The sequence below is a fragment of the Azospirillum agricola genome (assembly GCF_017876095.1).
In the GTDB taxonomy this organism is placed as follows: domain Bacteria; phylum Pseudomonadota; class Alphaproteobacteria; order Azospirillales; family Azospirillaceae; genus Azospirillum; species Azospirillum agricola.
In genome coordinates this window covers 282,087-308,955 of the sequence record NZ_JAGINM010000005.1, presented here as the reverse complement: position 1 = coordinate 308,955, position 26,869 = coordinate 282,087, and the positions used below count along the sequence as shown (strand labels likewise).

General features: G+C 71.9%; 22 protein-coding genes. 4 read left to right on the top strand and 18 right to left on the bottom strand.

The window, feature by feature from the left end:
• The first annotated feature begins 135 nt into the window (after positions 1–135).
• Both J2847_RS09785 and J2847_RS09780 read left to right on the top strand, forming a co-directional pair.
• The gene (locus J2847_RS09785) at positions 136–1,164 is read left to right on the top strand and encodes an OmpA family protein (RefSeq protein WP_209778803.1); all 1,029 of its coding nucleotides are present in this window, start codon (positions 136–138) and stop codon (positions 1,162–1,164) included.
• A gap of 157 nt (positions 1,165–1,321) precedes the next feature.
• Positions 1,322–1,972 carry a response regulator transcription factor gene (locus J2847_RS09780; protein ID WP_085553378.1) on the top strand — a complete coding sequence of 217 codons (651 nt, stop codon included), beginning with the start codon at positions 1,322–1,324 and terminating at the stop codon, positions 1,970–1,972.
• 183 nt (positions 1,973–2,155) lie between these two features.
• Here the strand turns inward: J2847_RS09780 and J2847_RS09775 are convergent, their stop codons facing one another.
• The 7 genes from J2847_RS09775 to J2847_RS09745 all read right to left on the bottom strand — a co-directional run bounded on the left by J2847_RS09775 (position 2,156) and on the right by J2847_RS09745 (position 11,151).
• Positions 2,156–3,277, bottom strand: coding sequence for a DUF2336 domain-containing protein (locus tag J2847_RS09775; protein ID WP_209778802.1), 1,122 nt, complete (start codon positions 3,275–3,277; stop codon positions 2,156–2,158).
• Between the two features lie 147 nt (positions 3,278–3,424).
• Positions 3,425–5,206: a serine aminopeptidase domain-containing protein gene (locus J2847_RS09770; protein WP_209778801.1), complete on the bottom strand. Its 1,782-nt coding sequence runs from the start codon at positions 5,204–5,206 to the stop codon at positions 3,425–3,427.
• Positions 5,203–7,737, bottom strand: coding sequence for a glycoside hydrolase family 2 protein (locus J2847_RS09765; protein ID WP_209778800.1), 2,535 nt, complete (start codon positions 7,735–7,737; stop codon positions 5,203–5,205). Before J2847_RS09765 ends, J2847_RS09770 begins: the two co-directional genes overlap by 4 nt.
• Positions 7,738–7,743: 6 nt before the next feature.
• Positions 7,744–8,706 carry a DUF1839 family protein gene (locus J2847_RS09760; protein ID WP_209778799.1) on the bottom strand — a complete coding sequence of 321 codons (963 nt, stop codon included), beginning with the start codon at positions 8,704–8,706 and terminating at the stop codon, positions 7,744–7,746.
• A 5-nt stretch (positions 8,707–8,711) separates the two neighbouring features.
• The gene (locus tag J2847_RS09755) at positions 8,712–9,659 is read right to left on the bottom strand and encodes an amino acid--[acyl-carrier-protein] ligase (protein WP_209778798.1); all 948 of its coding nucleotides are present in this window, start codon (positions 9,657–9,659) and stop codon (positions 8,712–8,714) included.
• Positions 9,660–9,661: 2 nt separating this feature from the next.
• Positions 9,662–10,822 (bottom strand): acyl-CoA dehydrogenase family protein, encoded by a 1,161-nt coding sequence (locus J2847_RS34820; RefSeq protein ID WP_209778797.1) that lies wholly within the window; start codon positions 10,820–10,822, stop codon positions 9,662–9,664.
• The gene (locus J2847_RS09745; protein ID WP_223677619.1) at positions 10,819–11,151 is read right to left on the bottom strand and encodes an acyl carrier protein; all 333 of its coding nucleotides are present in this window, start codon (positions 11,149–11,151) and stop codon (positions 10,819–10,821) included. Before J2847_RS09745 ends, J2847_RS34820 begins: the two co-directional genes overlap by 4 nt.
• A gap of 328 nt (positions 11,152–11,479) precedes the next feature.
• Between J2847_RS09745 and J2847_RS09740 the strand changes: the two genes are divergently transcribed.
• On the top strand, positions 11,480–13,579 hold the full coding sequence (locus tag J2847_RS09740; protein ID WP_209778796.1) for a YgiQ family radical SAM protein: 2,100 nt from the start codon (positions 11,480–11,482) through the stop codon (positions 13,577–13,579).
• Between the two features lie 203 nt (positions 13,580–13,782).
• Here J2847_RS09740 and J2847_RS09735 read toward each other — a convergent pair whose 3' ends face one another.
• From J2847_RS09735 to J2847_RS09705, 7 genes are all read right to left on the bottom strand, one after another.
• Positions 13,783–15,036 (bottom strand): M20/M25/M40 family metallo-hydrolase, encoded by a 1,254-nt coding sequence (locus tag J2847_RS09735; protein ID WP_209778795.1) that lies wholly within the window; start codon positions 15,034–15,036, stop codon positions 13,783–13,785.
• Positions 15,033–16,283 carry an allantoate amidohydrolase gene (locus tag J2847_RS09730; RefSeq protein WP_209778794.1) on the bottom strand — a complete coding sequence of 417 codons (1,251 nt, stop codon included), beginning with the start codon at positions 16,281–16,283 and terminating at the stop codon, positions 15,033–15,035. Before J2847_RS09730 ends, J2847_RS09735 begins: the two co-directional genes overlap by 4 nt.
• 201 nt (positions 16,284–16,484) lie before the next feature.
• The gene (locus tag J2847_RS09725) at positions 16,485–16,778 is read right to left on the bottom strand and encodes a DUF3325 family protein (RefSeq protein ID WP_209778793.1); all 294 of its coding nucleotides are present in this window, start codon (positions 16,776–16,778) and stop codon (positions 16,485–16,487) included.
• A complete protein-coding gene (locus J2847_RS09720; protein ID WP_325169360.1) occupies positions 16,775–18,412 on the bottom strand; it encodes a PepSY-associated TM helix domain-containing protein in 1,638 nt (545 codons plus the stop codon). Before J2847_RS09720 ends, J2847_RS09725 begins: the two co-directional genes overlap by 4 nt.
• Before the next feature lie 14 nt (positions 18,413–18,426).
• The gene (locus J2847_RS09715) at positions 18,427–18,699 is read right to left on the bottom strand and encodes a DUF3649 domain-containing protein (RefSeq protein ID WP_325169359.1); all 273 of its coding nucleotides are present in this window, start codon (positions 18,697–18,699) and stop codon (positions 18,427–18,429) included.
• Between the two features lie 5 nt (positions 18,700–18,704).
• Positions 18,705–19,433 carry a DUF4198 domain-containing protein gene (locus tag J2847_RS09710; protein ID WP_209778791.1) on the bottom strand — a complete coding sequence of 243 codons (729 nt, stop codon included), beginning with the start codon at positions 19,431–19,433 and terminating at the stop codon, positions 18,705–18,707.
• 29 nt (positions 19,434–19,462) lie between these two features.
• Complete coding sequence (locus J2847_RS09705; protein WP_209778790.1) at positions 19,463–21,979, bottom strand: TonB-dependent receptor; 2,517 nt, start codon at positions 21,977–21,979, stop codon at positions 19,463–19,465.
• Between the two features lie 326 nt (positions 21,980–22,305).
• On the opposite strand from J2847_RS09705, the gene J2847_RS09700 reads away from it, so the two are divergent.
• On the top strand, positions 22,306–23,055 hold the full coding sequence (locus J2847_RS09700) for a sulfite exporter TauE/SafE family protein (protein ID WP_209778789.1): 750 nt from the start codon (positions 22,306–22,308) through the stop codon (positions 23,053–23,055).
• A 144-nt stretch (positions 23,056–23,199) separates the two neighbouring features.
• On the opposite strand, the gene J2847_RS09695 is transcribed toward J2847_RS09700, so the two are convergent.
• The 4 genes from J2847_RS09695 to J2847_RS09680 are packed head-to-tail and all read right to left on the bottom strand — an operon-like array spanning position 23,200 to position 26,864.
• Entirely contained in the window at positions 23,200–24,693 is a 1,494-nt protein-coding gene (locus J2847_RS09695) for a tripartite tricarboxylate transporter permease (RefSeq protein ID WP_209778788.1), read from the bottom strand.
• A gap of 16 nt (positions 24,694–24,709) precedes the next feature.
• Positions 24,710–25,156, bottom strand: coding sequence for a tripartite tricarboxylate transporter TctB family protein (locus tag J2847_RS09690; RefSeq protein ID WP_209778787.1), 447 nt, complete (start codon positions 25,154–25,156; stop codon positions 24,710–24,712).
• On the bottom strand, positions 25,153–26,073 hold the full coding sequence (locus J2847_RS09685) for a DUF1932 domain-containing protein (RefSeq protein ID WP_209778786.1): 921 nt from the start codon (positions 26,071–26,073) through the stop codon (positions 25,153–25,155). The genes J2847_RS09690 and J2847_RS09685 overlap by 4 nt, the downstream gene beginning before the upstream one ends.
• An 11-nt stretch (positions 26,074–26,084) precedes the next feature.
• Positions 26,085–26,864, bottom strand: a complete 780-nt coding sequence (locus J2847_RS09680) for an RraA family protein (RefSeq protein ID WP_209778785.1) — start codon at positions 26,862–26,864, stop codon at positions 26,085–26,087.
• Positions 26,865–26,869: the final 5 nt, after the last annotated feature.

Below are 26,869 nucleotides of genomic sequence, written 5' to 3'. Positions count from 1 at the left end.
CGGGTGCGGTCTTTATCTCCGGTGCAGGACAGCCGGCATAGCTTGACCGCCGCCGCGCTGGATTACGCTTACGTCATCCGTCCAAGCGTTCAAGTGTTCCGTTTCGCGAACGCCGTCAACCATGGGAAGAAGAAAATGAAGATGCGTGGAGCTCTGTTGGGCGCGGCCTTCGCCCTTGCCCTGCCGACCGCGGCCATGGCCCAGACCGAAGGCTTCTATGTCGGTGCCGGCGCCGGCGTGAACTGGACCCGCGACGCCGATGTGCGCGACTACCCGACCACCAACTTCGGTCTGAAGGAATCCTTCGACCTCGGCGGCGTCGGCAGCGTCTCCGCCGGCTACGCCACCGATTTCGGCATGCGCGCCGAGCTGGAGTTCGCCTGGCGCTGGCGCAACGGAATCGACGACACGGAAAGCGCCACCCCGGCCCTGCGGGGGCTGAGCGGCAAGACCAGCTCGATCGCCTTCATGGGCAACGCGCTGTACGACGTGAAGACCGGCACGCCCTTCACCCCCTACATCGGCCTCGGCGCCGGCGTGGCGCAGGTGCGGCAGAAGCTGAACGGGGTGAGCGACAAGGACTGGGTGTTCGCCTACCAGGGCATCGTCGGCGCCTCCTACGCCCTCACCGACAATCTGGCGGTGACGCTGGACTACCGCTACTTCGCCACGCTCGATCCCGAGTTCGACCTGGGGCCGGTGACGTCGAAGGGCGAGTACCGCAACCACACCATCCTCGCCGGCCTGCGCTACAGCTTCGGCGGCCCGGCCCGGCCGACCCCGGCGGTGGCCGCGGCCCCGGCCGCCCCGATGGCCCAGCAGCAGCCGCAGACCGAGTACCAGGTGTTCTTCGACTGGGACAAGGCGACCATCACCCCGGTGTCCGACAAGATCATCGGCGACGCGGCGGCGGCCGCCGGCCGGGTGCGGGCGGTCAGCATCCACGTCGTCGGCCACACCGACACCTCGGGCTCGCCGGCCTACAACCAGCGGCTCTCGCTGCGCCGCGCCGAGGCGGTGCGGCGCGCCCTGGTCGCCAAGGGCACGCCGGCCAACCTGATCTCGATCGAGGGCAAGGGCGAGCAGCAGCTCATGGTCTCGACCGGCCCCAACGTGCGCGAGCCGTCCAACCGCCGCGCGCAGATCATGATCCGCGTGCAGTGATCCGGCGGGCGCAAGCCTTCGGTGGAAGGGGCGTCGCCACGCGGCGCCCCTTTTTCCGCGCCGCCGCCCCGCCACCGCGCCAATGAGGTAGCGCGGACCGTTGCGTCAGCGTATGACAGTACGGGGAATCACTCGCATTTTCGGTCCGGGACGTTTCATGCAGGTTCTGATCGCCGACGATCATTCCATCGTCCGCAGCGGCTTGACCCATCTGGTGGGGGAGTTGGATGAACAGGCCACGGTGGTCGCCGCCACCAGCTTCGGCCAGTTGATCGGGATTCTCGACCAGGGAAGCGTCTTCGACCTGATCGTGATGGATCTGCGGATGCCCGGCCTGGGCGGACTCGACGAGGTCGAGGCGCTGGTCCGCCGGGTCGCGCCGGTGCCGGTGGCGATCTTCTCGATGATCGAATCGCCGGACGAGATGCGCGCGGTGCTGTCGCGCGGCGTCCGCGCCTTCATTCCGAAATCGACCGACGACGTGCTGGTGGTCAACATCCTGCGGCTGGTGATGGCCGGCGGCTCCTACGTGCCGCCGGTGCTCGGCATGCCGGGGACCGGGCCGGCGCTGCCGGCCGGCGGGCGCGCCGCGCCGCCCAGCCTGTTCGACGGGCTGACCCGCCGCCAGCTGGAGGTTCTGGATCTGCTGGCGCAGGGCCTGTCGAACCAGGACATCGGCGAGCGGCTGGGCCTGAACCTGTCGACCGTGAAGACCCATGTGACCGGCGTGCTGAAGGCGCTGGGCGTCGGCAGCCGGACACAGGCGGTGCTGCTGGTCAAGGAATCCGGGCGCGACCGGCTGGTGTGAGAGGCCGTCCCGGGAGAGCGCCTTTTCCCCCTCACCCCACCCTCTCTCCCTAAGGGAGAGGGGCTTAGGAGCGCCGAACAGAATTCCGTTTTCACCATCGGTGCCCAATGGGGCCGTCATTCCCGCCTTCGCGGGGATGACGGGTCGAGAGACGACTCAAGCTTCTGTCAGGCGCTCTAACTGTTACGCCGCGCGGTCGCCGGTGTGCATGATGTCGCCCAGCTTCGCCAGCAGGAAGTCGAGATCCTCGGGCGTCAGATCCTCGTACTGGGTCAGGATGCGCTCGATCAGCCGGCGGCGGTGGCGCTCGCGGTCGCCCGGCTCGCCGTCGTAGGGGGTCTCTTTCAGGACGTCGATGGCGATGCGGCAGGCCGGCAGCAGGGCCGGCGGCAGCTTCGCCTTGTCGTAGAGCGACTTCAGCCCCAGCCGCCCGGCGTCGTGGATCAGCAGGCGCGTGTTGGTCATCGGCACGTTGGCCAGCAGCGACATCGCCGTCTCGAAGAAGGCGATGTCGCCGGTGCACAGCGCGCGCAGCAGCAGCGACGGGGTCAGGCGCCCGGTGCGGGACAGCTGGGCCACCAGCCGTTCCAGGGCGCCCTCGTCGCTCTCGCCGCTGAACAGGGCGACGGTCGCCCGCTCGCGGCTTTGCAGGATCACCTCCGAGGCGAGCTTGGCCGGCAGCTCGTGATGGGCGACGAGATGCTGGCGCAGCTTCTCCGACACCACGGCGACCAGCCGCTCGGCGATTGTGATCGGCAGCCTGGAGCGGTGGACCAGCGGATCCTGCACCGCCTCGCTGGCGCCGAAACGGTCGATGACGCGGTCCAGGCTGCCTTTGCCGAGTTCGGCCCCCTCGTTGGCGACCAGGGCGGCGACGGCGTTCTCGGACGCGGTTTCGATCAGCGCGTCGGCGACGTCGGCCGGCACGCTGGGCCGCCGGGCGATGGCGGCGTGCTTGGCGTCGGTGCCCGAGCGCACGATCTCCACCAGATCGGCGCTGGTCAGCACGGTGGAGACGCTGAGCACGGGGATGGCCACCGCCTCGACGTCGCGGGCGAGGCTGAGCGCCACGTCGCGCGGCAGCGACGGGCTGGATTTCAGATTCTCGGCCAGGGTCTGGCGCACGCGCACGACGGTGTCGGCGACCATCACGCGGATGATGTCCTCGGCCAGCTTGCGCTCGGTGGCGGACAGGGCGGGGCTGTCGAACTGGTGCGCGATCTTCGCGGCGAGATCGGTCCGGCTGCTCGGCGACGGATCCGACAGAAGCCGGGCGACGTCGTCTTTCGTCAAATGGTCGGTCATGGGTCCCGGACCCTTCCTTCCCTGGTCTGCCCCTTATCAGATGGGGGCATTTCCTCAAGGATTCAGCATGGGATGAAACGGTTTAACCTTCATTAACGGCCGAGGGGCCTCCTCTCCAGCGCGATTCCGTGCAGGCCGCCGGCGCCGTCAGCACATCGACACCCGCACCGAGACGCCCGTGGGAACCGGCGCGTCGACGTCCGCCCGGTCGAGCGATTCCAGGTGCCGGTCGATCAGCCGGTCGAGCCGCTCGCGGGCCGACCAGTCGGTCAGGCTGTGGTCGGCGCGCTCCAGATACTCGACCCGGATGCCGGGCAGACCGTTCAGGCAGCGGCCGGCGAGGCCGAGATGCAGCTCGAACTCGGCGTAGGTCATGTCGCCGACGCTGTAGACCAGCAGCACCCGCCGCCCTTCCGCCGACAGGCGGCGGAAGACCCGCAGCACGCGGCTGTCCAGCCCCGACTTGATCAGCGCCTTGCGGGCCAGCCGCGCCGCCAGCCGCCGCCCCAGCCCGCCGATCCGCCCCCGGTTGCGCAGCAGCGCGCGCAGCTTGGCCGGCTTGAACGCCTCGCGCAGGTAGCCGCCGGTCGAGCGATGGGCGACCGAGCGCAGGACCTCGGTGACGGGGATGCCCCTGCCCAGCTCGAACCGTCCCGGATTGAGCAGGATCTGCCCGGCGACGCGCTCGTCGCCCAGCCCGGCCAGCAGGGCGGGGGCGCCGCCCGCGCACAGGCCGACGATGACGCAGCGCTCGTGGCCCTGCTCCTCCAGCCAGTCGAGCGCGGCGCGGACGTCGGCCATGACGTCGCGGTTGTAGAGCAGGTTGTCCGGCTGGCCGGGCCGCGCCGGGCTGTCGCCGAGGCCGGCCGCGTCGATGCGCAGCGAGGCGTGGCCGAGCGCCGCCAGCCGCCGGGCCTGGAGGACGGTGGCCCGGCCGGAGCCGACATGGTGCGTCGCCCCGCTGTTGAGGAACAGGATCGCCGGCCGGCGGCTCGACGGATCGGCCAGCACCGGCGCGCAGAAGACGCCGAACAGCGGCGGGGAGCCGTCCAGCACCACCGGCCGTTCCACCGCGTTGGGCATCATCAGCCCGGCCGGGCGCTCCGGCGGGGCGGAGGCGCCGCGAGGGACGCCGCCCGCCGTCAGCCACGCCGCCAGCGGCGCGAAGGCGGCGGCGGCCTCCAGCCGCTGCGGCTGCTGGACCAGATCGGCGGGGCCGGCGAAGACCGCGCGCTCCACCGCCACGCCCAGCCCGCCCAGGGTCGCGGCGAGCTGGGCCGCCACCCGCGAGTCCGCCTTGTCGAGCAGCAGGACGCGCCGCGCCGGCACGCGCCCGGCCGGCCGGGCGTCGAGCGCCGCCAGCTCCAGCGCGGTTTCCGGGGTCAGGGCGAAGCCGACCACGTTCACCTGCCCGGCGCGGTCGGGCAGCGCCGGTTCCGGTCCCGGCAGGGCGACGATCCGCGACAGCGCCTGCATCTCGCGCACCGCCATGCGGCCGCTGGCGGTCGGCGCCACCAGCGCCAGGAGATCGACGCCGGCCATCTCCCCCCCCGCCTCTCCCGCCATCTCCCCGGCCATCTCCTCCGCCGCGACCAGGGCGAGCAGACCGCCCAGCCGGTAGCCGACCAGCGCCACCTCGGTGACGCCGGTGTCCTCGCGCAGGCGGCGCACCGCCGCCCGCACGCTGTCCAGCCACGCCCGCACCCGGCCGGGGTCGCTGTCCTCGCCCGCCGAATCGCCCAGCCCGTGATAGTCGAAGCGCAGCGCCGGCAGGCCGGCCGCCGCCAGCGTCTGGGCGAGCCCCATCCAGGCGCGGTGGACGCACAGCTCCTCGTGCCCGTGCGGGCCGCACAGCACCACGCCGCGCCGTCCGTCCGCCGGATGCAGCCAGCCGAAACAGCCCTCGAACACCACCGGCGTCGGCGTCATGCGGTTCCCCTGTAGCGGACCGGGGCCAGCGCGTTCAGCGCGTGGACCTCGCCGTCCGGTGCTTTCGTCATCGTTGCGGGCGCCGTGGCGGAACGGGGAAGCAGGCGGACCGTCCGCTCGGCGCCGGGTGGGAGATGGAACCACGCCTCCTCGGCGCGGTAGGCGTCATCCTCCACATGCACCGAACAGGCGAAACGGCTGGTGGCGAGCGTCAGCCCCCACCCCTCGTCCCGCCGCGCCAGCCGGGCGGTCAGGCCCAGCTCCGCGCGCGGCAGGGCGCGTCCCCTGGGGAAATGAAAGGACTGGGCGATTGGTTCCACGGCGCCGATTGTTTCCCCCGAACGTGTCAGCGTCGCCACCACCACGTCGTGCGCCGCCGGCCCGAAGCGGTAGGCGTGGTTCAGGTCGAAGAAGCGGTCGGCGAGCTCGGCCGCCGAAATCTCCCGCGCCGAGCGCGGCGGCAGGGTGAGGGCGCGCTCGGCCCGGAAGACCGGCAGGGCGCCGTCGCGCAGCGCCGTCAGGGTGACGCTCGCGGGAATGGCCATGGCGGTCTCGTTGATCAGATGGACGGCCAGACCGTTCACCCCCTCGTCGCTCAGCAGGATCTGGACCGGGCGGAAGGCGCGCCGCATCGCGTGCCACGCCGCCTTCGGCGTGCCGTCGGCGGCGACCACGCCCCAGCCGGCGCCCGGCCACGGGTCGCGCCACAGCCAGACCAGCCCGCCGGCGCAGGTCGAGGCGCCGCGCCGCCACTCGCCGAACACCGCCTCGATCACCTCGCCGGTCACGGCGCGCGACAGGCGCAGGTAGCGGTCGGGATCCTCGTAGCGCAAGCGGCGCGGATCGACGGCGTGGAGCCGTTCCAGATAATGGTCGCGGACGTCCTCGAAGTCCCAGGACGCGCCGCTGTCGCGCGGCACCCGCTCCTTCCAGCGCGGGTGGTGGACGGCGGGAACGCCGAGCGCGCCGTCGGGAACATGGGAGAAGGCGAGGCATTCGGAGGCGAAGCGCACATTGGCCCGGCGGGCGTCCTCCAGCGGGCGCTGGTAGGCGCCGACGCCGTAATAGTGCGACACGCCGCTGTCGGCGGCGAAGGGCAGGGGGCCGGCGGTCGGCGAATTGGGAACGAAGGCCACGTCCGGGCGGCGGGCGGCCAGCTCGGCCTGGAGGATCTCGGTCAGGGCCGGCTGGCTCCAGGCGGCGCGCGGCAGGCCGAGCATCGCGGCCTGCTGCTCCATCTCGCTGCCGCCGCACAGCACCGCCAGCGCCGGGGACGCCTGGCTGCGGTCGAGGAGCTGGGCGATCTCGACGCGGACGCTGGCGAGGAAGGCCGGGTCGGTCGGGTAGTCGAAATTGGCCAGCATGGCGTCCTGCCAGACCAGGATGCCGAGTTCGTCGCACAGCTCGAAGAAGGCGTCGGCCTCGTACAGCATGGTGCCGCCGACGCGGACCATGTTGGCGCCGGCGTCGCGCAGCAGCGTCAGGCCCGGCTCGTAGGCATCGCGGCCGCCGGGCAGGGCGGCGAGATCGGGCGGGGTCCAGCAGGCGCCCCGGCAGAAGATCCGCTCGCCGTTGACCAGCAGGGCGAAGCCCCGGCCGTCGGCGCCGCGATCCACCGCGAGGGACCGGAAGCCGGTGCGGCCGAGATCGACGCGGGTGTCGCCGATGCGGGCGGTGACGGCGTGCAGGGCGGGGTGCCCGTGGGTGTGCGGCCACCAGGGTTCGACGCCGGGGATGGTCAGGTCTGCGCGCAGCGTGGCGGCGCCGGGGCCGGTGCCGGTCCAGGCCAGGGGGACGGTGAGTCCGGCGACCGCGACCGTGGCGGCGGGACGGACGCCGTCCGGCGCCTCGACGGTCAGGGTCAGCGCCAGCCGGCCGTCGCGGCCGTCATGGGCGGTGCGCAGGTCGGCGGAGCGGACGCGCACGGGGCCGGTCTCGGCGACCAGCTCGACCGGGCGGTAGGGGCCGACCGCGTGGACCGGCGGGCACCAGCCGGGCATGTGGCCGAGCGGGGTGGTGCGGACGAAGCGCAGGCTGGCCGGCTCGATCAGGCGGGGGCGCCAGCGGGCGCGGCCCTTGCGCGTCGCCAGATGCGGGTGCAGGGCGTGGAAACGGATGGTCAGGACGGCCTCGCCCGTCAGCGTGACGGGGATCTCGTGGGCCAGCACCATGCTGTCGGAGGCGAGGATGCGCTCGTCGTCCAGCCAGACCTCGGCCAGCGTGGCGAGCCCGTGGAAACGCAGGGTGTGGGGGCCGTGCCCGGCGATGCGGGTGCGGTAGACGACGTCGCGGTCGTGCAGCGGGGCGGGGGATTCCAGCGACCACAGCCCGGCCTCGCGCAGGGCCTGCGCGGCGGTGCCGGGGACAGGAGCGGGGATCGTGCCATAACTCGGACTCCGTCCCCTCTCCCCGGGGGGGAGAGGGGGATGGTCGTCGGGTTGGAGAGGGCGAGAGGGGGAAAGCACCGTCATCTCCCACCCGTCGGTGACGGGTGTGACCGTCCGGCCGGTGACGGAATGGATGCGCGCCACCGCCGCTCACCCGTACCGGCGGACCAGCGCGCCGAGCGCCGTGTCGTAAGCCCGTTCCAGCCGGTCGAAACTCTCGCCCAGTTCCACCGGCTTCTTGCGCGCCACCGCGCGGGCGAGCTGGAACTGCATCGCCTTGGCCCCCTCGGCGATGACGCCGCAGGCCTCCGCCGCCTCGGCCGGGCCGTCGAGCCAGCGGACGTAGGCGCCGAGCAGCTCGAAATTCGCGCCGAGCTGCCGCAGCACGTTGAAGGCGTTGAGGTGGAAGTACGCCATCGGCCGCGCCAGCAGCGCGTCGAGATGCCGGGGGAAGGCGGCGCGGTAGGCGGCCACCGGGTTGCCGTCCGGCCGGCGCGCCAGATGCCGGCGCAGCAGCCCCAGCGAGGCCGTCACCAGCGCCCCGCCGCTCAGGGCCGGGCCACCCGGCTTGACGAACTCGACATAGGGGAACAGCGGGCCGGCCGCCGCCGCGAACAGGGCGTCGTAATCGGCGCCGTCGAGCGCGAAGAAACCGGCGTTGTGGAAATACTCCATGCGCCGCGCCGCCGGGTCGAGCCGGGTGATCCCCACCGTCGTCTTGACGTGGGTGACGCCGTAGGAGGTGCCGCGCGTGTCCGGCAGGTGGAAGCCGTCCACCTCGACCAGCACCAGCCCGCCCTCCGGTCCATCCCCCGGCCGGCGCGCGAGCTGCTCGGCGACATGCGCCTCGACGCTGTCGTAGATCGCCAGCTCCTGCACCCGCAGGCCGTAGAGCGTCTCCAGATCCTCCAGCGGCGGCTTGAAGAAGGTGAACTGGTCGCCCTCGAAATCCTGGGTGACGGTGAATCCCAGCAGCGCCAGCGGTTCCAGCCCACGGGCGTGCAGCGCGCCGATCCACAGGTCGACGTAGCAGTTGGTCTCCGGCCACACCCGTTCGCCCGAGCGGAGCGGGTGCGGGCGGCGGGTGGCCGGATCGGGGGGATGCGCCGTCACGCCGCTCACCCCCAGAGGACCGCGCGCACCGGCGCCGGCCAGCGCGCCGTGTCGAAGCCGTGGTGGCGGAACAGCGCCAGCGCCACCCGCTCCATGCCGAAGCCGACGCAGGCGGTGTGGGCGACGCCGCCGTCGGCGGTCCGGATGTCCCACAGATGCCCGAAATGGTCCTGGTGGTAGTTGAAGCTGAGGCAGGCGGTCGGCCGGCTCTCGCTGGTGATCGGGATCAGCAGCTCGAACTTCAGCTTCTGCTCGCGCTGGCTGTTGGACAGCACCGCCCCGCCGCGCCCGAAGAAGGGGTCGTTGGCGACGTCGATCTCGAGCGGCACGCCGAGCGAGGCCATCATCTCGCGCCCGCGCCGCAGCCAGACTTCGCGGAACTCCATCACCTGCTCCGGCGTGCCGACGCGGATGTACTCGCGCATCCGGAACATCTGCATCCGCGCCGGGTCGAGCGACGGCTCGTGCCGGAAGCAGTAGGAGAAGACGTCGATAAGCCGCCCATCCTCCGGCAACGCGCCGCGCGCCGCGACGGTCGGGTAGACCGGGTAGCAGGCGGCCGGGGTCATCACCACGTCGGTGGCCGCCTGCTCCTCCGTCCAGTCCTGCCCCTCCTCCAGCCGGCGCAGCAGCGTGCGGTGGGCGCGCTCGTCGCCCTTGAAGCTGTGGATGGTGCCGGCGAGGTGCGGGAAGCTCTTCAGATACTCGCTCTCCTCGAAATGCCTGCGGTTCAGCGCGGGCGGGAAGCGCATCACCTCCGCCCCGTCGGTGCCGCCCCAGACGGTGACCAGCGCGTCGAAGCGCTCCACCACGTCCTCGAAGACGCCGCTTCGGCCGTAGAGCCCGTCGACCCCGGTGGGGATCAGCAGCCCCGCCTTGACCAGCTCGTCGCGATAGGCGGCCTGTGAATCGATTTGGGGGGCGTCGGCCTGGGTGCCGGCGCTGTCGGTCATGCTCATTCGAACGGCCCCGATCCGTCGCGCTGGACGAGAAGCTGGTTGGCGGTGTGCGCCATGATCCGGTCGTTGCCGATCATCAGCGCGGCGGACTGGGCGTCGCGCAGGTGGCGGCCCAGGCTGTAGGGGGTGTCGTTGCGGTAGCCGGCGAGGCCGCAGGTACGCATCGCCCGGTCCACCACCTCCATCGCCAGTTCGGAGGTCGTGACCTTCAGCGTTCCCATCGCGGTGGCGAAGGACAGCGAGCCGAGCAGGTCGGGCGTCTCGCGCGCCAGCTCGTACTGGCGGATCGCCGTCAGCACGACGGCCTTCATCTGCTGGAGCCTCGCCGTCGCCTCGGCCAGCCGCAGGGCGCTGGGCGGGGTGGCGCCGGGCTTGCGCCTGGCCTCGGCGCGGACATGGGCGCGGGCGCGGCCGACCGCGTCGGCGGCGATGCCCAGCCACACGCTGCTCCACAGGATGTGCGTCACCGGCAGCATGGTCCGCGCCGACAGGTCGGCGTAGGGCAGCGGCATGACCTGCCCCAATTCCCCCGCCGCCTCCAGCCGGTAGCCGTCGCTGCATGTCCCGCGCATGCCGAGCGCGTCCCAGCGGCTGGTCTTCTCCAGCCGGCAATCCTCCTTGGCGACGACGACCAGCACCTGGTCGGAGGAGGGCGAGTCCGGCGTCCGCCGCGCCGTCACCAGGATGGCGTCGGACTGGTCGCCGTAGGAGATCACCGAGGCGTTCTTCGCGAGCGTGAAGCGGTCGCCGTCGGCCCGCACCGCGCAGACGCTGTTGCGGATGTCGCCGCCGGTCTCGGCCTCCGTCGTCGCCGAGCCGAGCAGAAGCTGCCCGTCGGCCAGCCGGGCCAGGAAGGCGCGGTGCCACGCGTCGTCGCGCCCGTGATGGACCAGGCAGGCGACCTGGATCTGGTGCATGGCGAAGATCATGCCGGTCGAGCCGCAATGGCGGGCCAGCGCGTGGCAGGCCGCCGCCACCTCGAACAGCGAGGCGCCCGCCCCGCCGAACTCGGCTGGGACGTAGGCGCTCAGCAGGCGCCGTTCCCTCAGGGCCGCGAAGGCCTCGGCGGGGAAGCGCGCGTCGCGGTCCACGCTGTCGGCGTGGGCGGCGGCGACCCCGGCACCGACGGCGCGGGCCTGGGCCGAGGGGCCGTTCACGCGGCGGACCTGACGAGCAGGCCGCGCACGGCGTCGCGGATCGCCGCGATGCTCTCGAAGGTGCGGCGGTTCAGCAGGGTTTCGGGAAACTCCACCTCGAAGCGCTCCTCCAGCCCCAGCATCAGCCCGACGCAGCCGTGCGAGGTCAGCCCGGCGGCGTAGAGGTCGTCCTCGGGAGCGAGGCGCCCGGGATCCACCGCCAGCCCGCCGCACTCGGCCAGAACGGCGCGGATGTCCTCGGCCAGGGACTCGTCCGAAGGAAGGGGGATGGTCATCGCCAGCCCTGCGTTGGTCGTCCCGGCGTCCGTCGGCCAAACATCGCGCTGCATGGTCATGCCTTTTGAAAAGTCCGATGCCGTGAAATTAATCGCGGTCTTTGCCTCAATCCAGGCGCCATCGGTATTGCCGCATCCTTACACCTGCGATGATCTGTTCGCGCCGGACGTGTTACCCACAAGGATGGGGTGTTCGTTTCCACCAACGGTACGGGACGGGAACGGAAGCTTCGGCGTGGCGGCGATCCCTTCCGCCTTGCCTTCAATAACCAATCGCTGCGCTGTGATTTGCGCAGTGGGAATTCCCGGCCGGACACGGTATGACTGGCCGCTTGCCAGACCCATATCCCGTCCTTCCCGTCGTCAAGCACCGGACCGCCTCATGCACGCAGCGCCCAACCTGTTCGCCCACCGTCCCGACCGGAGCCGGCGCGCCAAGCCGGCGCCGTTCCTGCCGATGTCGCGCGCGGAGATGGACCGGCTGGGCTGGGACCAGTGCGACGTCATCGTGGTGACCGGCGACGCCTACATCGACCATCCCAGCTTCGGCATGGCGATCATCGGCCGGCTGCTGGAATCGCAGGGGCTGCGCGTCGGCATCATCGCCCAGCCCGACTGGACCAGCGCCGAGGCGTTCAAGGTGCTGGGGCCGCCGCGCCTGTTCTGGGGCGTGACCGGCGGCAACATGGACAGCATGGTCAACCACTACACGGCCGACCGCCGGCTGCGCCACAACGACAGCTACACCCCCAACGACGAGGGCGGAAAGCGGCCCGACCGCGCCGTGACCGTCTACGCCCAGCGCTGCCGCGAGGCGTTCAAGGGAATCCCCGTCGTGCTCGGCGGCATCGAGGCGAGCCTGCGCCGCATCGCCCAGTACGATCATTGGAGCGAGAAGATCCGCCGCTCCGTCCTGGTCGATTCCAAGGCCGACATGCTGGTCTACGGCAACGCCGAGCGCGCCATCGTCGAGATCGCGCAGCGGGCGCTGGCCGGCGAATCGCCGCGCGCGATGACCGACATCCGCGGCACCGCGATCATGCGCTCCAGCATCCCGGAGGGTTGGACCGTCATCGACAGCAGCTCCATCGACGACCCGGCGGCCACCGTGTCGCCGCGCGCCGCCGGCGCCGACCGCATGGCGGTGCGCCTGCCCTCCTACGAGCAGGTGAGCGAGGACAAGGTGCTCTACGCCCACGCCAGCCGCGTGCTGCACCAGGAGAGCAACCCCGGCAACGCCCGCGCGCTGGTGCAGCGCCACGGCGACCGCGACGTCTGGCTGAACCCGCCGCCGATCCCGCTGGAGACGCCGGAGATGGACGGGGTGTTCGACCTCGCCTACGCCCGCGCGCCGCACCCGTCCTACGGCGACGCGCGCATCCCGGCCTGGGACATGATCCGCTTCTCGGTCAACATCATGCGCGGCTGCTTCGGCGGCTGTTCCTTCTGCTCGATCACCGAGCATGAGGGGCGCATCATCCAGAGCCGGTCGGAGGGCTCGATCCTGCGCGAGATCGAGCAGATCCGCGACAAGACCAAGGGCTTCACCGGCACCATCTCCGACATGGGCGGGCCGACCGCCAACATGTACCGGCTGGCCTGCAAGGACAAGGAGACGGAATCGGTCTGCCGCCGCCCGTCCTGCGTCTTCCCCGACATCTGCAAGAACCTGAACACCGACCATTCCTCGCTGGTGCAGCTCTACCGCAAGGCCCGCGCGGTGCCCGGCGTGAAGAAGATCCACATCGCGTCGGGCCTGCGCTACGACCTCGCCGTGCGCAACCCGGAGTATGTGAAGGAGCTGGTGACCCACCATGTCGGCGGCTATCTGAAGATCGCGCCCGAGCACACCGAGCCGGGGCCGCTCGCCAAGATGATGAAGCCCGGCATGGGGGCCTACGACGAGTTCAAGCGGATGTTCGACAAGGCGGCGAAGGAGGCGGGGAAGAAGCTCTACCTGATTCCCTACTTCATCGCCGCGCATCCCGGCACCACGGACGAGGACATGATGAACCTCGCTTTGTGGCTGAAGCGGAACGGCTTCAAGGCCGATCAGGTGCAGACCTTCCTGCCCTCGCCGATGTCGCTGGCGACCGCCATGTACCACAGCGAGCGCAACCCGCTGCGCCCGATCCGCCGCATCGGCTCGGAAGTGGTGTCCTCGGCCAAGGGGCTGCGCCAGCGCCGCCTGCACAAGGCGTTCCTGCGCTACCACGACCCGGAGAACTGGCCGATCCTGCGCGAGTCGCTGAAGGCGATGGGCCGCGCCGACCTGATCGGGCCGGGCGAGGACCAGCTGATTCCGGCGTGGCAGCCGGTCGGCGCCACCGCCAACCCGCGCGAGAAGGGGCCGGGGGGGAAGGGGAGCGCGAAGGGGCCGAAGGGGCAGACCTTCCTGACCCAGCAGAGCGGCAAGGGCCGGCGGATGCTGCCGGGCGGCAAGGCGGGCGCCAAGCCGGGGCCGGGCCGTCGGGCGGGGTGAACGCTAAAAGCCCTCTCCCCCCTGGGGAGAGGGTTGGGTGAGGGGGTTAGCGTGGGCGAAAGCCCGCGCCAGGGGATGGCGAAGGGGCAGTATGCCCCTTCGTGGCGCGCGTCACGCGCGCCGGCCCCCTCACCCTCCCCATGCTCCGCATGGGTCCCCTCCCTCTCCCCGGGGGGGAGAGGGCGAAGGGAGCGGGCTCCCGTTCAGCCCAGCAGCTCGGCCAGAACCCGCGCCACGACCAGCGTCGCCTTGCGCAGATCCTCCAGCACCAGCTTCTCGTCGGCGCGGTGGCCGTTGGCCTCCAGCAGGTCGCGCGGGCCGGCGCCGTAAAGCACGGTCGGGATGCCGGCCTCCGAATAATGCCGGGCGTCGGTGTAGAGCGGGATGCCGTTCCGCGCCACCGGCACGCCCAGCACCGCCTCGGCGTGGCGGGCGAACAGGGCGGCCAGACGCGGCGCGTCGCCGACCGAGGTGAAGGGGCGGGCCAGCAGGATGCGGCGCACCGTCGCCCGGATGCCGGGATAGGCACCGGCGGCGGTCTCGATCAGGGCGCGCAGTTCCGCCTCGACCTCGGCCGGGTTCTCCTCCGGGATCATGCGGCGGTCGAGCCGGAAGGTCACGCGGTCGGGCACCACGTTGGTGTTGATGCCGCCCTGGATCAGCCCGACCGTCAGCGACGGGTGGGTGATGCCGGGAACCTCGGACCGCCGCTCGGCCAGCTCCGGCCGGTGGGCGTAGAGCGCCGACAACACCCCGTTGGCCGCCTCCAGCGCGTCGAAGCCGGTGTCCGGCCGGGCGGCGTGGGCGGACTTGCCGTCGATCCGCACCTCCAGATGCAGGCAGCCGTTGTGAGCCGTCACCACCGAATAGGCGAAGCTGGCCGACACCGCGTAGTCGGGTTTGGAAATCCCCTGGTCGAGCAGCCATTTCGGCCCGATCTCGCCGCCGGCCTCCTCGTCGTAGGTCAGGTGCAGTTCCACCGTGCCCTTCAGCGGGGCGCCCGTGGCCATCAGCGCCTTGAGCGCGAAGGCGTAGGTGGCGAAGTCGGACTTCGACACCGCCACGCCGCGGCCGTACATCACCCCGTCGCGAATCTCGGCGCCGTAGGGATCGGCCGACCAGCCCTCGCCGGGCGGCACCACGTCGCCGTGGGCGTTCAGCGCCACCACCGGCCCCTCGCCGGACCGGTCGCCGCCGAAGCGCTGGCGGATCACGAGGTTGGTGGCGCTGACCATGCCGTTGGCCCGCGCCAGTTCGGCCGGGACCGGGTGGCGCTCGACCGTGAAGCCCAGCGCCTCCAGCAGTTCCGCCGCGCGGGCGGCGTGGGGCGCGCAGTCGCCGGGCGGGTTGTCGGACGGCACCTTGACCAGCTCCGCCAGGAAGCGGGTCTCGGCGTCGAAGGCTTCGTCGACGGCGGCGGCCAGGGCGTGGTCAAGCGCGGAGAAAGGCTCGGTCATGGGGCGCGGTCCGATGCGGGCTGGAAATGGTCGACGAAACGGGCGAGCACGCGGGCGCCGGCCTCGGCGTCGGCGGCGGTGATGCTCTCGGCCGGGTTGTGCGAGATGCCGCGCTCGCAGCGCACGAACAGCATGGCGATGTCGGTCAGCGCGGCGACCGCCATGGCGTCGTGGCCGGCGCCGCTCGGCAGCTCCGGCGCGTCGAGCCCGAGCGAGGCGGCGGCGGCGGCGAGCTGCGCCATCAGATCGGGGTGGCAGGCGACCGCCGGGCTCTCGTGCAAAGTCTCGAAGGCGATGCCGACCTCGCGGCGGTCGGCGATCTCCTCCAGCCGGGCGCGCACGGCGGCGACGCGCTCCAGCCGCAGGGGGTCGCGGTCGGCCCGCAGGTCGATGGTGAAGCGGACCCGGCCGGGGATGACGTTGGTGGCGCCGGGCGCCGCCTCGACGCGGCCGACCGTGCCGACCAGCCGGTCCTGGCCGGAGCACAGGCTTTCCACCGCCAGGATCATCTCGGCCGACGCCGCCAGCGCGTCGCGGCGCAGCGTCATCGGCACCGTCCCGGCATGGCCGGCGAAGCCCTCCACCGTCACGGCCAGCCGGGTCGCCCCGGCGATGGCGGTGACGATTCCGACCGCGCGGCCCAGCGCCTCCAGAACCGGCCCCTGCTCGATGTGGAGTTCGGCGTAGGCGAGCACGTCGGCGGGGCGGCGGGCGGCGGTCGCCCAGGCGGCGGGGTCGAGGCCGAAGGCCGCCATGGCGTCGCCGAGCCGGACTCCGCCGGCGTCGCGCTTGTCGAGCACCGACGGGTCGAAGGTCCCGGCGATGGCGCGGCTGCCGATGAGGGTGGACTGGAAGCGGGTGCCCTCCTCGTCGCCGAAGCCGATGACCTCGATGGCGAAGGGCATGCGGCGGCCCTGCGCGTGCAATTCGGCGACGACGGCGATGCCGGACAGCACGCCCAGCATGCCGTCATACTTGCCGGCGTCGCGCACGGTGTCGAGGTGCGAGCCGATCAGCAGCGCCGGCAGGCCCGGCCGGTCGCCCTCGTAGCGGCCGACGATGTTGCCGACGGCATCCTCGCGCACGCCCATGCCGGCCTCGCGCATCCAGCCGGCCACGAGGTCGTTGGCGCGGCGGTGCTCCGGCGTCAGGTAGAGGCGCGACAGGGCCCCCGTGTCGGCGCTGATCGCCGCCAGCGCCTCGATGCGCGCGAGAAGGGCCGGGCCGGAAAGCGGGGAGTCGGGCATGGGCGGGCTCTCGTGGACGGACTCTCGGGGACGGACTCTGGGCGGACGGACTCTGGGCGGACGGGCGGACCGACAGGCCGCCGATCATAGGCGCGGCGGCGGCGGCGGCCCTAGCCCCCGTTGCGTGAAGACAGTTTCAAAGAATCCCGAAGCCTCGCGCGCCGTCCTCCGGCGCGGGCGGGAGGACGCCAGCGCGATCCGTCAGCGCTTCGGCGCGCGCGCGGCGGCCCTTGCGCGCAGGATGAGCGCGCCGAGCACGACGCCGGCGGCCAGGCTCGCGTGGCCGCTGAACATCACGAGGCCGAGGCCCCAGCCTTTCCACGCGACCAGGGCGCCGAGCGCCAGCAGCAGGGCGGCGGCGCCGGCGATGCGCAGGGCGCGGGTGGCGGACGGCGGCAGCGGCCGTCCGAGCAGGTCGTGCTGCTGGCGGTCCGTCGCGAAGGCCAGCGCCGTGAAGCCCGCCAGGGCCAGCAGGAGGGGCGGCAGATGGCTCATGCTTCCCCCTTGCGCAGCGCGGCGCCGGCCATGGGGTCCCGGTCGGGCTTGCGCGCGGGCCGGAGACGGGGTTGGTGTCTGGCCGTGCGGATCGCCAGGACCGCGTGGAGTCCGGCCAGCCCCCAGCACAGGAGGTCGGTGCCGGCGAAGACCCAGTCGCCCTCGGCGAGGCTGTGCCACAGCGGCCGCCGGGTGGTGGCCGCGTTCAGCACGGGCAGCAGCGCCAGCAGCGCGGCCGCCGTCCAGAGCTGCTCGATCCACGCGGTCCTGGCCGGACGCAGCGCGGCGTGCGCCAGCGTCAGCGCCCAGACGATGAAGAAGCCGTGGATTTCCCAGCTGGCGCGGTCGGCCATCCCCTGCGGCAGCAGACGGTTGGCCCACAGGAACGCCGCCATGGCGATCGACAGGCCGGCGATGCCCGCGATGTTCAACCGCTCCACGAGCCGGAAACCGACATGGGGCCGCTCCGGATCGGCCAGCTTCTGCCGCCGCTTCACGGTCCACATCACCAGCCCCGTGCCGACCATCGCCGTGCCGGCGAGGCTGACGAGGAAATACAGCCAGCGTGTCACGCTGTCGCTGAAGCGCCCGAGATGCAGCGCGTAGAGGACGCCGCGCGTCTCGGCCGCGGCGCCCACCCCCTCGTGGACCGCCAGCAGTCTGCCGGTGGGGCCCTCGAATTCCATGTATTGCGGGCTCATGGAGACTCGGCCGGCCTCGCCGCGCGCCACCGCCACCCGCGCCGCCGCGTCGCCGGCATGGGTGACGGTGACGCGGCCGACGTTGTCGCGGCCCCAGCGCTCCTGTGCGTGGCGCACCATGTCCTCGATGGACGCCAGCGGCGCCGTCTCCCCGCTGGGCTTGCCCGGCTGGATGAAGGCGCTGAGTTCGGCGGTGAGCTGCTGGCGCTCGGCCGGCGTCCGGATGGCGGCCTGCTCGCCCCAGGGCATGTAGAGCGCCATCAGCGTGACCAACCCGCTGTAGGTGATCATGGCGTGGAACGGCAGCCCGAACACCGACAGCGCGTTGTGCGCGTCGAGCCAGGAGCGCTGTCCCTTGCCCCAGCGGAAGGTGAAGAAATCGACGAAGATCTTCTTGTGCGTGATGACGCCGCTGACGATGGCGACCAGCATGAACATGGCGGCCACGCCCGCGATCCAGCGCCCCCAGATCACCGGCATGTAGTGGAACTGGAAGTGGAAGCGGTAGAAGAAGTCGCCGCCCATCGTTTCGCGCGACGTCACCTTCCGGCCGGTGGCGGGGTCGAAGCTGGCCTCGCCGAAGCCGCGCTGGCCGGGCGCGGCGGCCGTGCGCCAGAAGGCGTAGACGCTGTTGTTGCGCGCGTCGGGCAGGCGCAGGCTCCATTGCGGGCTGCCGGGCGCGATGGCGACGAGTGCGTCGGCGACGCGCTGGGCGACCAGGGCCTGGTCGGGGACCTCGGTCTGGTGCGGCAGCTCGGGCCGCATCCATTGCGACAGCTCGTCCTTGAAATAGGCCACCGTCCCGGTGAGGAACATGGCGTAGAGGACCCAGCCGAGCAGCAGTCCGACCCATGTGTGCAGGCCGGACATGCTCTGGCGGATGCCCGGAGCGGCGGGGCGGCCGGCGGGCGGCGGCTTCCGGTCGGTTTTCACGCGGGGGTTCCCCATCACCAGACGGACCACGCCGCCAGAAGCAGCGGCGCGGCGACCACGAGAAGGCCCGTCCAGGCCCGCCGGGCGCTGCGCGCCGCGAAGACCCAGATCACGGCGCCGGCATAGACCGCGAAGCTCGCCAGCATCCCGGTGAGCACGGCCTGCGGCTTGCTCATGGGAAGGGCGAGCACGGCGACGCTGGCGAGCGCGGCCAGCGCATAGCCGCCGAACAGGGCGGCGACGATGCGCGAGACGAGCGGGCCGATGCCGCGGATCCAGCCGGCCACGGCGGTCACTTGCCGGGCGCCGCCGCCGGTCCGGCGGGGATCGGCGCAAGGCCGTCGGCGTGGACGTAGGTCACCGTGGTGACGTAGCTGACGCCGTCGTACTTCTCCGCGCCGCCGGCGCCCGGACGCTCGCCGGGGCTGCGCTCGTTGAGGCTGACCTCGGCGACGTAGGTGCCCTTCCAGGGCAGGTCGAATTCGACGAGCCCCTGCTCGTCGGTGTGGCCCTCCTTGGCCCAGCCCGACTGGGTGACCAGCGCCACCTTGGTCTTGGGTTTGGGCTGGCCCTTGAAGAACAGCTTGAACTGGCCCGGCTTGCCGGCCGGCACCAGATCCAGCGCCAGTTTGGGCGGCTGCTCGGCGAAGCCGGTGATCAGGCGGGCGGCGGGGTGGAACCAGTTGACGGTCTCCCTGTCCGCCTGCTTCCACGTGTAGAGCGGGTACTGCGCGTCCTCGGCGACGATGCTGTCACCGGCCGCCGCCGTGAAGGGCAGGGTGAAGCCGTCCGCCGTCCTGGCGGCGTCGGCCTTCCGCTCGCCCTTGGCGGAAACCAGCGTGCCGGCCGGCTTGACGAACTTGTCGAGCAGGCCGGGCGACGCCTCGCGGAGATTCTCGCCGAACTCACCGAAACGGATCGTCGCGTTGCCGCCGTCCGGCTGCTCGATCCAGATCTGGTGGGCCTGCGCGGGCAGGGCGAAGCCCAGGGCGGCGAGGAGGGCGATGGAAAGCTTGGTCATGGCGAATCCGTCGGCAGGAGTATGGAGGATCAGAAATCGACCGTGGCGGACAGCACCACCGTGCGCGGCGCGCCGACGGTCACGTAGGTGCCGGTCGTCAGCCAGTAGTTCTTGTCGAACAGGTTCTCGACGTTGGCGCGCAGGGTGACGGGCTTGCCCCCGATGTCGGCGCTGTAGCGGGCGCCGACGTCGACGCGGGTCCAGCCGTCGAAGCGCAGGGTGTTGGCGGCGGTCAGGTAGGAGCCCGAGGTGTGGATGACGCGCCCGTTCAGCGACAGCTCGGGCACCCAGGGGGTGGTCCAGTCGAGGCTGCCGGAGAAGGTCTTGTCCGGCACGCCGGCGGCGTCGTTGCCCTGCTCGGCGGCGACGGCGGTGCGGGTCAGCTCCGGCTTCAGGAAGGTCGCGCTGGCCATGGCGCGCAGGCCGGGCAGGATCTCGCCGTAGGCGGAGAGCTCCAGGCCGCGGTTGCGCTGCTCGCCGTCGTAGGCGAGGTCGTTTGAGGCGGTGCGGATCGAGTTCGGCTTGGCGATCTGGAAGACCGCCGCCGTCGTGGTGACGGTGCCCCAGTCGACCTTGACGCCGGCCTCGTACTGCTTGGACTTGAACGGGGCGAGCACCGCGCCGGTGTTGGCGTAGCCGGCGCCGACGATGGTGCCGCGGCTCAGCCCCTCGGCGTAGTTGGCGTAGAGCGAGACGTTCTCCAGCGGCTTGACGACCAGGCCGGCCAGCGGCGTCGTCGCGCTGGCGTCGTACTTGCTGGTCATCGCGCCGGTGGCGGTGCTGTAGCTCTTCAAGGTGACCTGCTGGTCGCGCACGCCCAGCGTCAGCAGCAGGCGGTCGTCCAGGAAGGACATCGTGTCGGCCACCGCGACGCTGGTCAGCGTCGTCTCGGACGCCTTCGTCGGGTCGGTGCGCGCGGCCGTGATGGCGGGAAGCCGCGAGGGCCGGTAGATGTTCGTCGCGGCCGAGCCGGCCGACTGGATGTAGGCGTTGCCGGCCTCCTGCTGGAAGCCGGTGAAGCCGACGTTGACGGCGTGGCGGACGGGACCCGTGTCGAAGCGCAGGCGCGTGCCGGCCATGCCGCTGGTCGTCCGGGTGTAGGAGTCGTAGTAGGAGTTGCGGACCGTGAAGTTGCCGAGCGCGTTGACGGCCGGGCTGGAGGACGGGAAGACCTGATCGTTCGAGCCGTCGCGGTAGCCGAGGCCGGCGTACACGGTCAGCCAGTCGGTCAGGTCGAACTCGATGTTCGAGGCGACGGTCGTGTCCTTCTGGACCAGCGTCGTGCCGGGATACCAGTTGCCGCGCGCGTCCGGCGGCGACGGGATGGCGGTCGTGGTCGACAGGATGCTGACCTGCGGGCGGAAATTGTCCGTGCTGTCGCGCTGCACGATGCCGTCGAGCGACCAGCGCAGCCGCTCGCCCCGGTAATCCACCGCCAGCGTGCCGAGGCCGGTCCGCACGTCGCCGCCGTCGACCGAGCCCTCGCCGCCGCGCAGCAGGCCGTTGAAGCGGACGCCCCACTCCTTGTTCGCCCCGAAGCGGCGGCCGACGTCGGCGCTCAGGCCGAAGTTGGCGTCGCTCTGGTAGGTGGTGGTCAGGCGGGTGAGCGGCTCGTCGCCGGCGCGCTTGCTGACGATGTTGATGCCGCCGCCGATGCTGTTGCCGGGGGCGATGCCGTTGGCGAGCGCGCCGGGGCCCTTCAGCAGCTCGATGCGCTCGATGATCTGCGCCGGCACGCGGTTCTGCGACACCAGGCCGTACATGCCGTTGAAGCCGACGTCGGTGGCGGACACGGCGAAGCCGCGAATCTGGAAGGTGTCGTCGAAGCCGTTGCTGCCGGTGGTGGTGCGCACCGACGAATCGTTGATCAGCGTGTCGGCCGCCGTGCGCGCCTGCTGGTCCTCGATGAGCTGGGAGGTGTAGTTGGTCACGCTGAACGGCGTGTCCATGACGTTGCGGGAGCCGAGCAGGCCCAGCGATCCGCCCTGCGCCACCTGTCCGCCGGCGTAGGGCCGCTGGAGCTCGCCGGGAAGCGGAGCGGTGTTGGCCGTGACCTGGAGGGCCGGCAGCACCGTGCCGCCCGCCGCAGCCGTGCCGCCCGCCGCAGCCGTGCCGGCCGCCGGGGCGGCGCCTTGCGCGACCAGCCTGTAGCCCGACGGGCCGCGTCCGATCTGGTAGCCGCTCCCCGCCAGCAGCCGGCGGAAGCCGTCCTCCACCGTCGTCGTGCCGTTCAGCGCCGGAGCGGTCCTGCCGCGGATCTGCTCCGCGTCCATCGCGATGGAGACGCCCGCCTGCGCCGCGAAGCGGTTCAGCGAATCGGCGAGCGGACCGGCGGGCACGCTGGCGTTGACCGTGCCGGCCGTGGCCGCCGTCTGGGCATGGGCGGCCGGCGCGAGGGCAAGCCCGCCAGCCAGCACGGCGCCGGCCAGCTGGACGGCCATGGCGACCGGGCGCAGGCCCGGAGCGGAGGCGTCGGGCGCAACGGACGGGCGTTTGCGATGGGGAACGGTTTGGCGCGGAGCAGCCTTGCCGCGGACACGATTCATGGGGCCGATTCCTCTACCAGGCGGCGGTCTCTGTGACGCAACTTCAGCGGCCGGCACGGCGTCCTCCCGGTGGAGGCGAACGTCGGTGCGGATCGGCAAAAATGCGAATGATTATCATTGTATTCAGCGGGCGGCGGCTCTGGCAAGAATTGTGTGACTACCTACGATTTTGCTGACGCGCCGCCGCTGGTGTGTTGCCGATCTGCCACGGTCGGGGCGGTCGCGGCCTCCGTGCCCCGGCCGGGCCGCTGCCTTCGTCCACGCCTGAGGCACGCTGCGGATCATCCGCATTGTCCCGTGCCCGGATCGGCGTCTAGATCGGCTCCATGCCGAGCCACTCCCTCCCCATCATCGCCGCCGTAGCCCTGACATTCCTGCTCGCCGGCGGCGTGAAGGGGATGATCGGGCTGGGTCTTCCCACCGTCGCCATGGGGCTGCTGGGTCTCGTCATGCCGCCGGCGGAGGCGGCCTCGCTGCTGATCGTGCCTTCGTTCGTGACGAATGTCTGGCAGTTGGCGAGCGGCCCCGGATTCGGCCCTCTTCTGGAAAGGCTGTGGCCGATGATGGCGGGTGTGTGCCTGGGAACCTGGGTGGGCGCCGGCTTCCTGGCCAGCGACGCGTCGGGGGTCGCGACCATGGCGCTGGGGATCGCCCTGGTGCTGTACGCGATCCTCGGCCTGTCCTCGGCGCGGCTGCGCGTGCCGGCCGGGAGCGAGCGGTGGATGGGGCCGCTGGTCGGGCTGGCGACCGGGCTGGTGACCGCCGCCACCGGCGTCTTCGTGATCCCGGCCGTCCCCTACCTCCAGGCGCTGGCCCTGGAGAGGGAGGAGCTGGTGCAGGCCCTGGGGCTGTCCTTCACCGTCTCCACGGTGGCGCTGGCCGCCGGTCTGGCCCAGCACGGCGTGTTCGCCGGCGCGCTGGTGGGGATGTCCCTGCTGGCCCTGCTTCCGTCCCTGGCCGGCATGCTGCTCGGCCAATGGCTGCGCCTTCGCGTGCGTCAGGACACCTTCCGGCGCTGCTTCTTCCTGGGCCTGCTGGCGCTGGGTGCCCATCTCGCCCTGCGGCCCCTGTTCTGAGCGGGCCGTCGGCGAGCCTGAAACATTTCAGGCCATCACTCATAAACCCCTGCCGACATCATCGGCCCATGTCGGCGTCCGGCTTCATGCGCGCTTTCCAGGAACCGACGGCGCCGGCGGACGGACGGTCCCGGCAACCGGCGCTCATTCGACGAAGACCTCGCGGCGGCCGCGCTTGACGGCCGGCAGCAGCGTGGCGGCCAGAAGGAGGAGGGCGAGCAGCAGCAGGCCCAGGCTGACCGGCTCGCGCAGGAAGACTGCGGCGTCGCCGCGCGACATGGTCATGGCCCGGCGCAGATTCTCCTCCATCAGCGGGCCGAGGATGAATCCCAGCAGCAGCGGCGCCGGCTCGAAGGCGGCCTTGACCAGGATGTAGCCGAGCAGCCCGAAGGCGGCGGCGAGGCCGACGTCGAAGGCGCTGTTGCTGACGCTGTAGATGCCGATGCAGGCGAACAGCAGGATGGCCGGGTAGAGCAGCCGGTAGGGAATGCGCAGCAGCCGCACCCACAGCCCGATCATCGGCATGTTGAGCAGCACCAGCATCAGATTGCCGATCCACATGCTGGCGATCATGCCCCAGAACAGGTCGGGCCGGGCGGTCATGATCTGCGGCCCCGGCGTGATGCCGTGGATCATCATGGCGCCGACCATCAGCGCCATCACCGCGTTGGACGGTAGCCCCAGCGTCAGCAGCGGGATGAAGGAGGTCTGCGCCGCCGCGTTGTTGGCCGATTCCGGGGCGGCGACCCCCTCGATGGCGCCCTTGCCGAAGCGTCCGGGCGTGGGCGACAGCTTCTTCTCCAGCGCGTAGGCGGCGAAGGAGGCGAGCGCGGTGCCGCCGCCCGGCAGCAGCCCCAGCAGCGAACCCAGCGCGGTGCCGCGCAGCACCGGCTTCCAGGAGCGGCGGGTGTCGTCCAGGCTGGGCCAGACCCGGCCGTGCGGGATGACGGTCCCCTCCTCGTCCTTGCGGCGTTCCAGCGTGACGATGATCTCGCCGATGCCGAACAGACCCATCGCCAGCACGACGAAGTTGATGCCGTCGGCCAGCTCCGGCAGGCCGAAGTCGAAGCGCGACACCGCCGAGTTGACATCCGTCCCGACCAGCCCGAGCAGAAGGCCGAGCACGATCATCGCCACCGCCTTCAGAAGCGAGCCCTGCGCCAGCACGACCGCCCCGACCAGCCCGACGACCATCAGCGAGAAATAGTCGGCCGGACCGAAGCGCACGGCGATGGCGCCCAGCAGCGGCGAGAACAGCGCGATCAGCAGGGTGGCGACGCAGCCGGCGAAGAAGGAACCGAGCGCCGACACCGCCAGCGCCGGCCCCGCGCGCCCCTGGCGGGCCATGGCGTGGCCGTCGAGGCAGGTCACCACCGACGAGGTTTCGCCCGGCAGGTTCAGCAGGATCGAGGTGGTCGAGCCGCCATACTGGGCGCCGTAATAGATGCCGGCCAGCATGATCAGCGCGCTGGTCGGCTCCAGCGCGAAGGTGGCCGGCAGCAGCACCGCGATGGTCACCACCGGCCCCACGCCGGGCAGCACGCCGACCAGCGTGCCGAACAGCGATCCCATCAGGCAGTAGAAGAGGTTGACCGGCGTCGCCGCCACCGAGAATCCGAGGATCAGGTCGTTCAGCATCGTCTCTGTTTCCCGCTCAGACCGGCCAGATCTTGAAGGGCAGGCCGAGCCCGTAGACGAAGACGACCAGCGAGAAGGCGCTGAGCCCCGCCGACAGCACCGGCACTTCCCAATGGCGGACGTCGTGCGTCGCCAGCGCCGAGACGGCGAGCGCCAGCAGGCTGGCCAGCACCAGCCCGAGCGCGCTCAGCAGCAGGGCGAAGGACAAGACCCCGCCGAGCACCAGCAGGACCGGGCGCCACGCGACGCCGCCCATCCGGTTGCCCTCGTCGATCCACAGCGCCCGCAGGCTGATGGCGGCGCCGAGCAGGGCCAGCAGGCCGCCGAGCAGCACCGGGAAATAGCCCGGCCCCATGCGGAAGGCGGTGCCCATGGCGTAGTCGCGGGCGGCGAGGATCGCGGCCGCGCCGGTGGCGACCAGGACCAGCCCGGACACGAAGTCGCTTGTGTTTCGGATGCTCATGCGGGGGTCTCCGCGGGGGTGTCGAGGTGGCGGTCGAAGAGGGCGACGGCGTCGTCGGTGCCGGCGGGAAGCCGTCCGTTCGCGGCGGCGGCCAGCCCCCCGCCGGCGGTGCGGCGCAGGCGGGCGGCGACGGCGGCGGTGACCAGCGGGTCGAGTCCGGCGGCGGCCAGCGTGTCGGCGCACATGGCGACCTCCAGCGACCGGCGGCGGGCGTGCACGGCGTGGGTGCGGATCAGGAAGTCGAGGACCGCGCGGCTCTGCGGGCCGAACAGCCCGACGAGGCTGTCCAGCACCGCGTGGTCGAGGCCGTGGCGGCGGGCCGCCGTCAGGCTTTCGACCAGCAGGCATTCCAGCCCCTTGGTCACCACGCTGCGCAGGATCTTGACGCCGGCCGCGTCGCCGGGCCGCGTGCCGGTCACCTGGATGCGCATGCCGATGCGGTTGCCCAGATCGGCGAAGCGCTGCGCCGCCTCGCCCGAGGCCAGCACCGGGACGCGGTGGAGGTCGTTGATCGGCATGCCCATGATCGCCGCGTCGACGAAGGTCCCGCCCAGCGCGGCGACCCGTTCGGCCACGGCGATCTTGTCGGGCGGCCCCAGCGAGTTCACGTCGGCGTAGAGCGCGTCGGGCGCGAGGGCACCGGCGCAGCGTTCGGCCGCCGCCATCGCCCGATCCTGCGGAACGCAGCAGACGACGAGATCGCGGTCGGCGAGTCCCGCCGGGTCGTCGAGCAGGGGAACGCCCAATTCCTCGGCGCGCTGGCGGGCGAGGTCGCGCTGGGCGTCGCTCTGCGGCTCGTCGTAGGCGACGAGCCCGGTCAGGCCATCGGCGAGGAAGCCGCAGGCGAAGCTCGACCCGACCTCGCCGAAGCCGATCAGGCCGATGCGCGGGGGGCCGATGCGCGGGGTGGTGGGCATGGTGTCTTCCCTCACCACTTCTCGGGCGGCAGCACGGCCATGCTGTCGCGCGGGGCGTCGCCGCGCTGGACGCTGTCGATCAGCGCCTTCTCGCCGGCCGTCGCCGCCTGGGCGCGCCGCAGCACCTCCTCGGCCAACTCGGCGGGCACGGCGATCAGGCCGTCGCGGTCGCCGAGCAGCAGGTCGCCGGCCAGCACCTGCGTGCCGCCGATCTCGACCACGCCGTTGAACTCGACGATCTCCAGCCGGTGCTTGCCGGTGCGCGGGGTCAGGCCGCGCGACCACACCGACAGCCCCATGCGGCGCATGCTCTCGGCGTCGCGCACGCAGCCGTCGACCACCACCCCGGCCAGCCCGCGGCTGTGCACCGCCGTCGCCATCAGCCCGCCGAAGCTCGATGCGTCGTCGGCGCCGCCGGCGTCGATCACCAGCACGTCGCCCGGCCGGCTCAGCGTCACCTGATCGAGCCCGCCGAGGCGCGGCACCAGACGGTGCGCGATGCCGTGGCCGGCCGGCCGGCGCACGCGGGCCTGCCTGACCGTGACGGCCGGGCCGACGATGCGCTGCTCCGGGGCGAGCGGCGCCAGCCGGCCGCCGGGGATCGCGGTGTCGAAGCCCAGCTCGTCGAGGATGTCGGCGACCACCGAGGTCAGGTCGGGCAGCGCCTTGTAGCCGGCGATGACGTCGGCGGAGGGACGGGGGAGGGCAACCCGGCGGATCATCCCCGGCGGCAGCAGCCCGAGCAGGTCGCCGGCGAAGGGAGCCAGTTCGGCTTCGACTTGCGGATCCATCGAAT

Excerpts from the sequence above, each read along its gene's own strand:
- J2847_RS09780 (WP_085553378.1), top strand. The coding sequence starts at position 1,322 with ATGCAGGTTCTGATCGCCGACGATCATTCCATCGTCCGCAGCGGCTTG.
- J2847_RS09710 (WP_209778791.1), bottom strand. The coding sequence starts at position 19,433 with ATGACCAAGCTTTCCATCGCCCTCCTCGCCGCCCTGGGCTTCGCCCTG.
- J2847_RS09745 (WP_223677619.1), bottom strand. The coding sequence starts at position 11,151 with ATGCAGCGCGATGTTTGGCCGACGGACGCCGGGACGACCAACGCAGGG.
- J2847_RS09740 (WP_209778796.1), top strand. The coding sequence starts at position 11,480 with ATGCACGCAGCGCCCAACCTGTTCGCCCACCGTCCCGACCGGAGCCGG.
- J2847_RS09730 (WP_209778794.1), bottom strand. The coding sequence starts at position 16,283 with ATGCCCGACTCCCCGCTTTCCGGCCCGGCCCTTCTCGCGCGCATCGAG.
- J2847_RS09735 (WP_209778795.1), bottom strand. The coding sequence starts at position 15,036 with ATGACCGAGCCTTTCTCCGCGCTTGACCACGCCCTGGCCGCCGCCGTC.
- J2847_RS09775 (WP_209778802.1), bottom strand. The coding sequence starts at position 3,277 with ATGACCGACCATTTGACGAAAGACGACGTCGCCCGGCTTCTGTCGGAT.
- J2847_RS09725 (WP_209778793.1), bottom strand. The coding sequence starts at position 16,778 with ATGAGCCATCTGCCGCCCCTCCTGCTGGCCCTGGCGGGCTTCACGGCG.
- J2847_RS09755 (WP_209778798.1), bottom strand. The coding sequence starts at position 9,659 with ATGACCGACAGCGCCGGCACCCAGGCCGACGCCCCCCAAATCGATTCA.
- J2847_RS09695 (WP_209778788.1), bottom strand. The coding sequence starts at position 24,693 with ATGCTGAACGACCTGATCCTCGGATTCTCGGTGGCGGCGACGCCGGTC.
- J2847_RS09685 (WP_209778786.1), bottom strand. The coding sequence starts at position 26,073 with ATGCCCACCACCCCGCGCATCGGCCCCCCGCGCATCGGCCTGATCGGC.
- J2847_RS09700 (WP_209778789.1), top strand. The coding sequence starts at position 22,306 with ATGCCGAGCCACTCCCTCCCCATCATCGCCGCCGTAGCCCTGACATTC.
- J2847_RS09680 (WP_209778785.1), bottom strand. The coding sequence starts at position 26,864 with ATGGATCCGCAAGTCGAAGCCGAACTGGCTCCCTTCGCCGGCGACCTG.
- J2847_RS09785 (WP_209778803.1), top strand. The coding sequence starts at position 136 with ATGAAGATGCGTGGAGCTCTGTTGGGCGCGGCCTTCGCCCTTGCCCTG.
- J2847_RS09770 (WP_209778801.1), bottom strand. The coding sequence starts at position 5,206 with ATGACGCCGACGCCGGTGGTGTTCGAGGGCTGTTTCGGCTGGCTGCAT.
- J2847_RS09705 (WP_209778790.1), bottom strand. The coding sequence starts at position 21,979 with ATGAATCGTGTCCGCGGCAAGGCTGCTCCGCGCCAAACCGTTCCCCAT.
- J2847_RS09690 (WP_209778787.1), bottom strand. The coding sequence starts at position 25,156 with ATGAGCATCCGAAACACAAGCGACTTCGTGTCCGGGCTGGTCCTGGTC.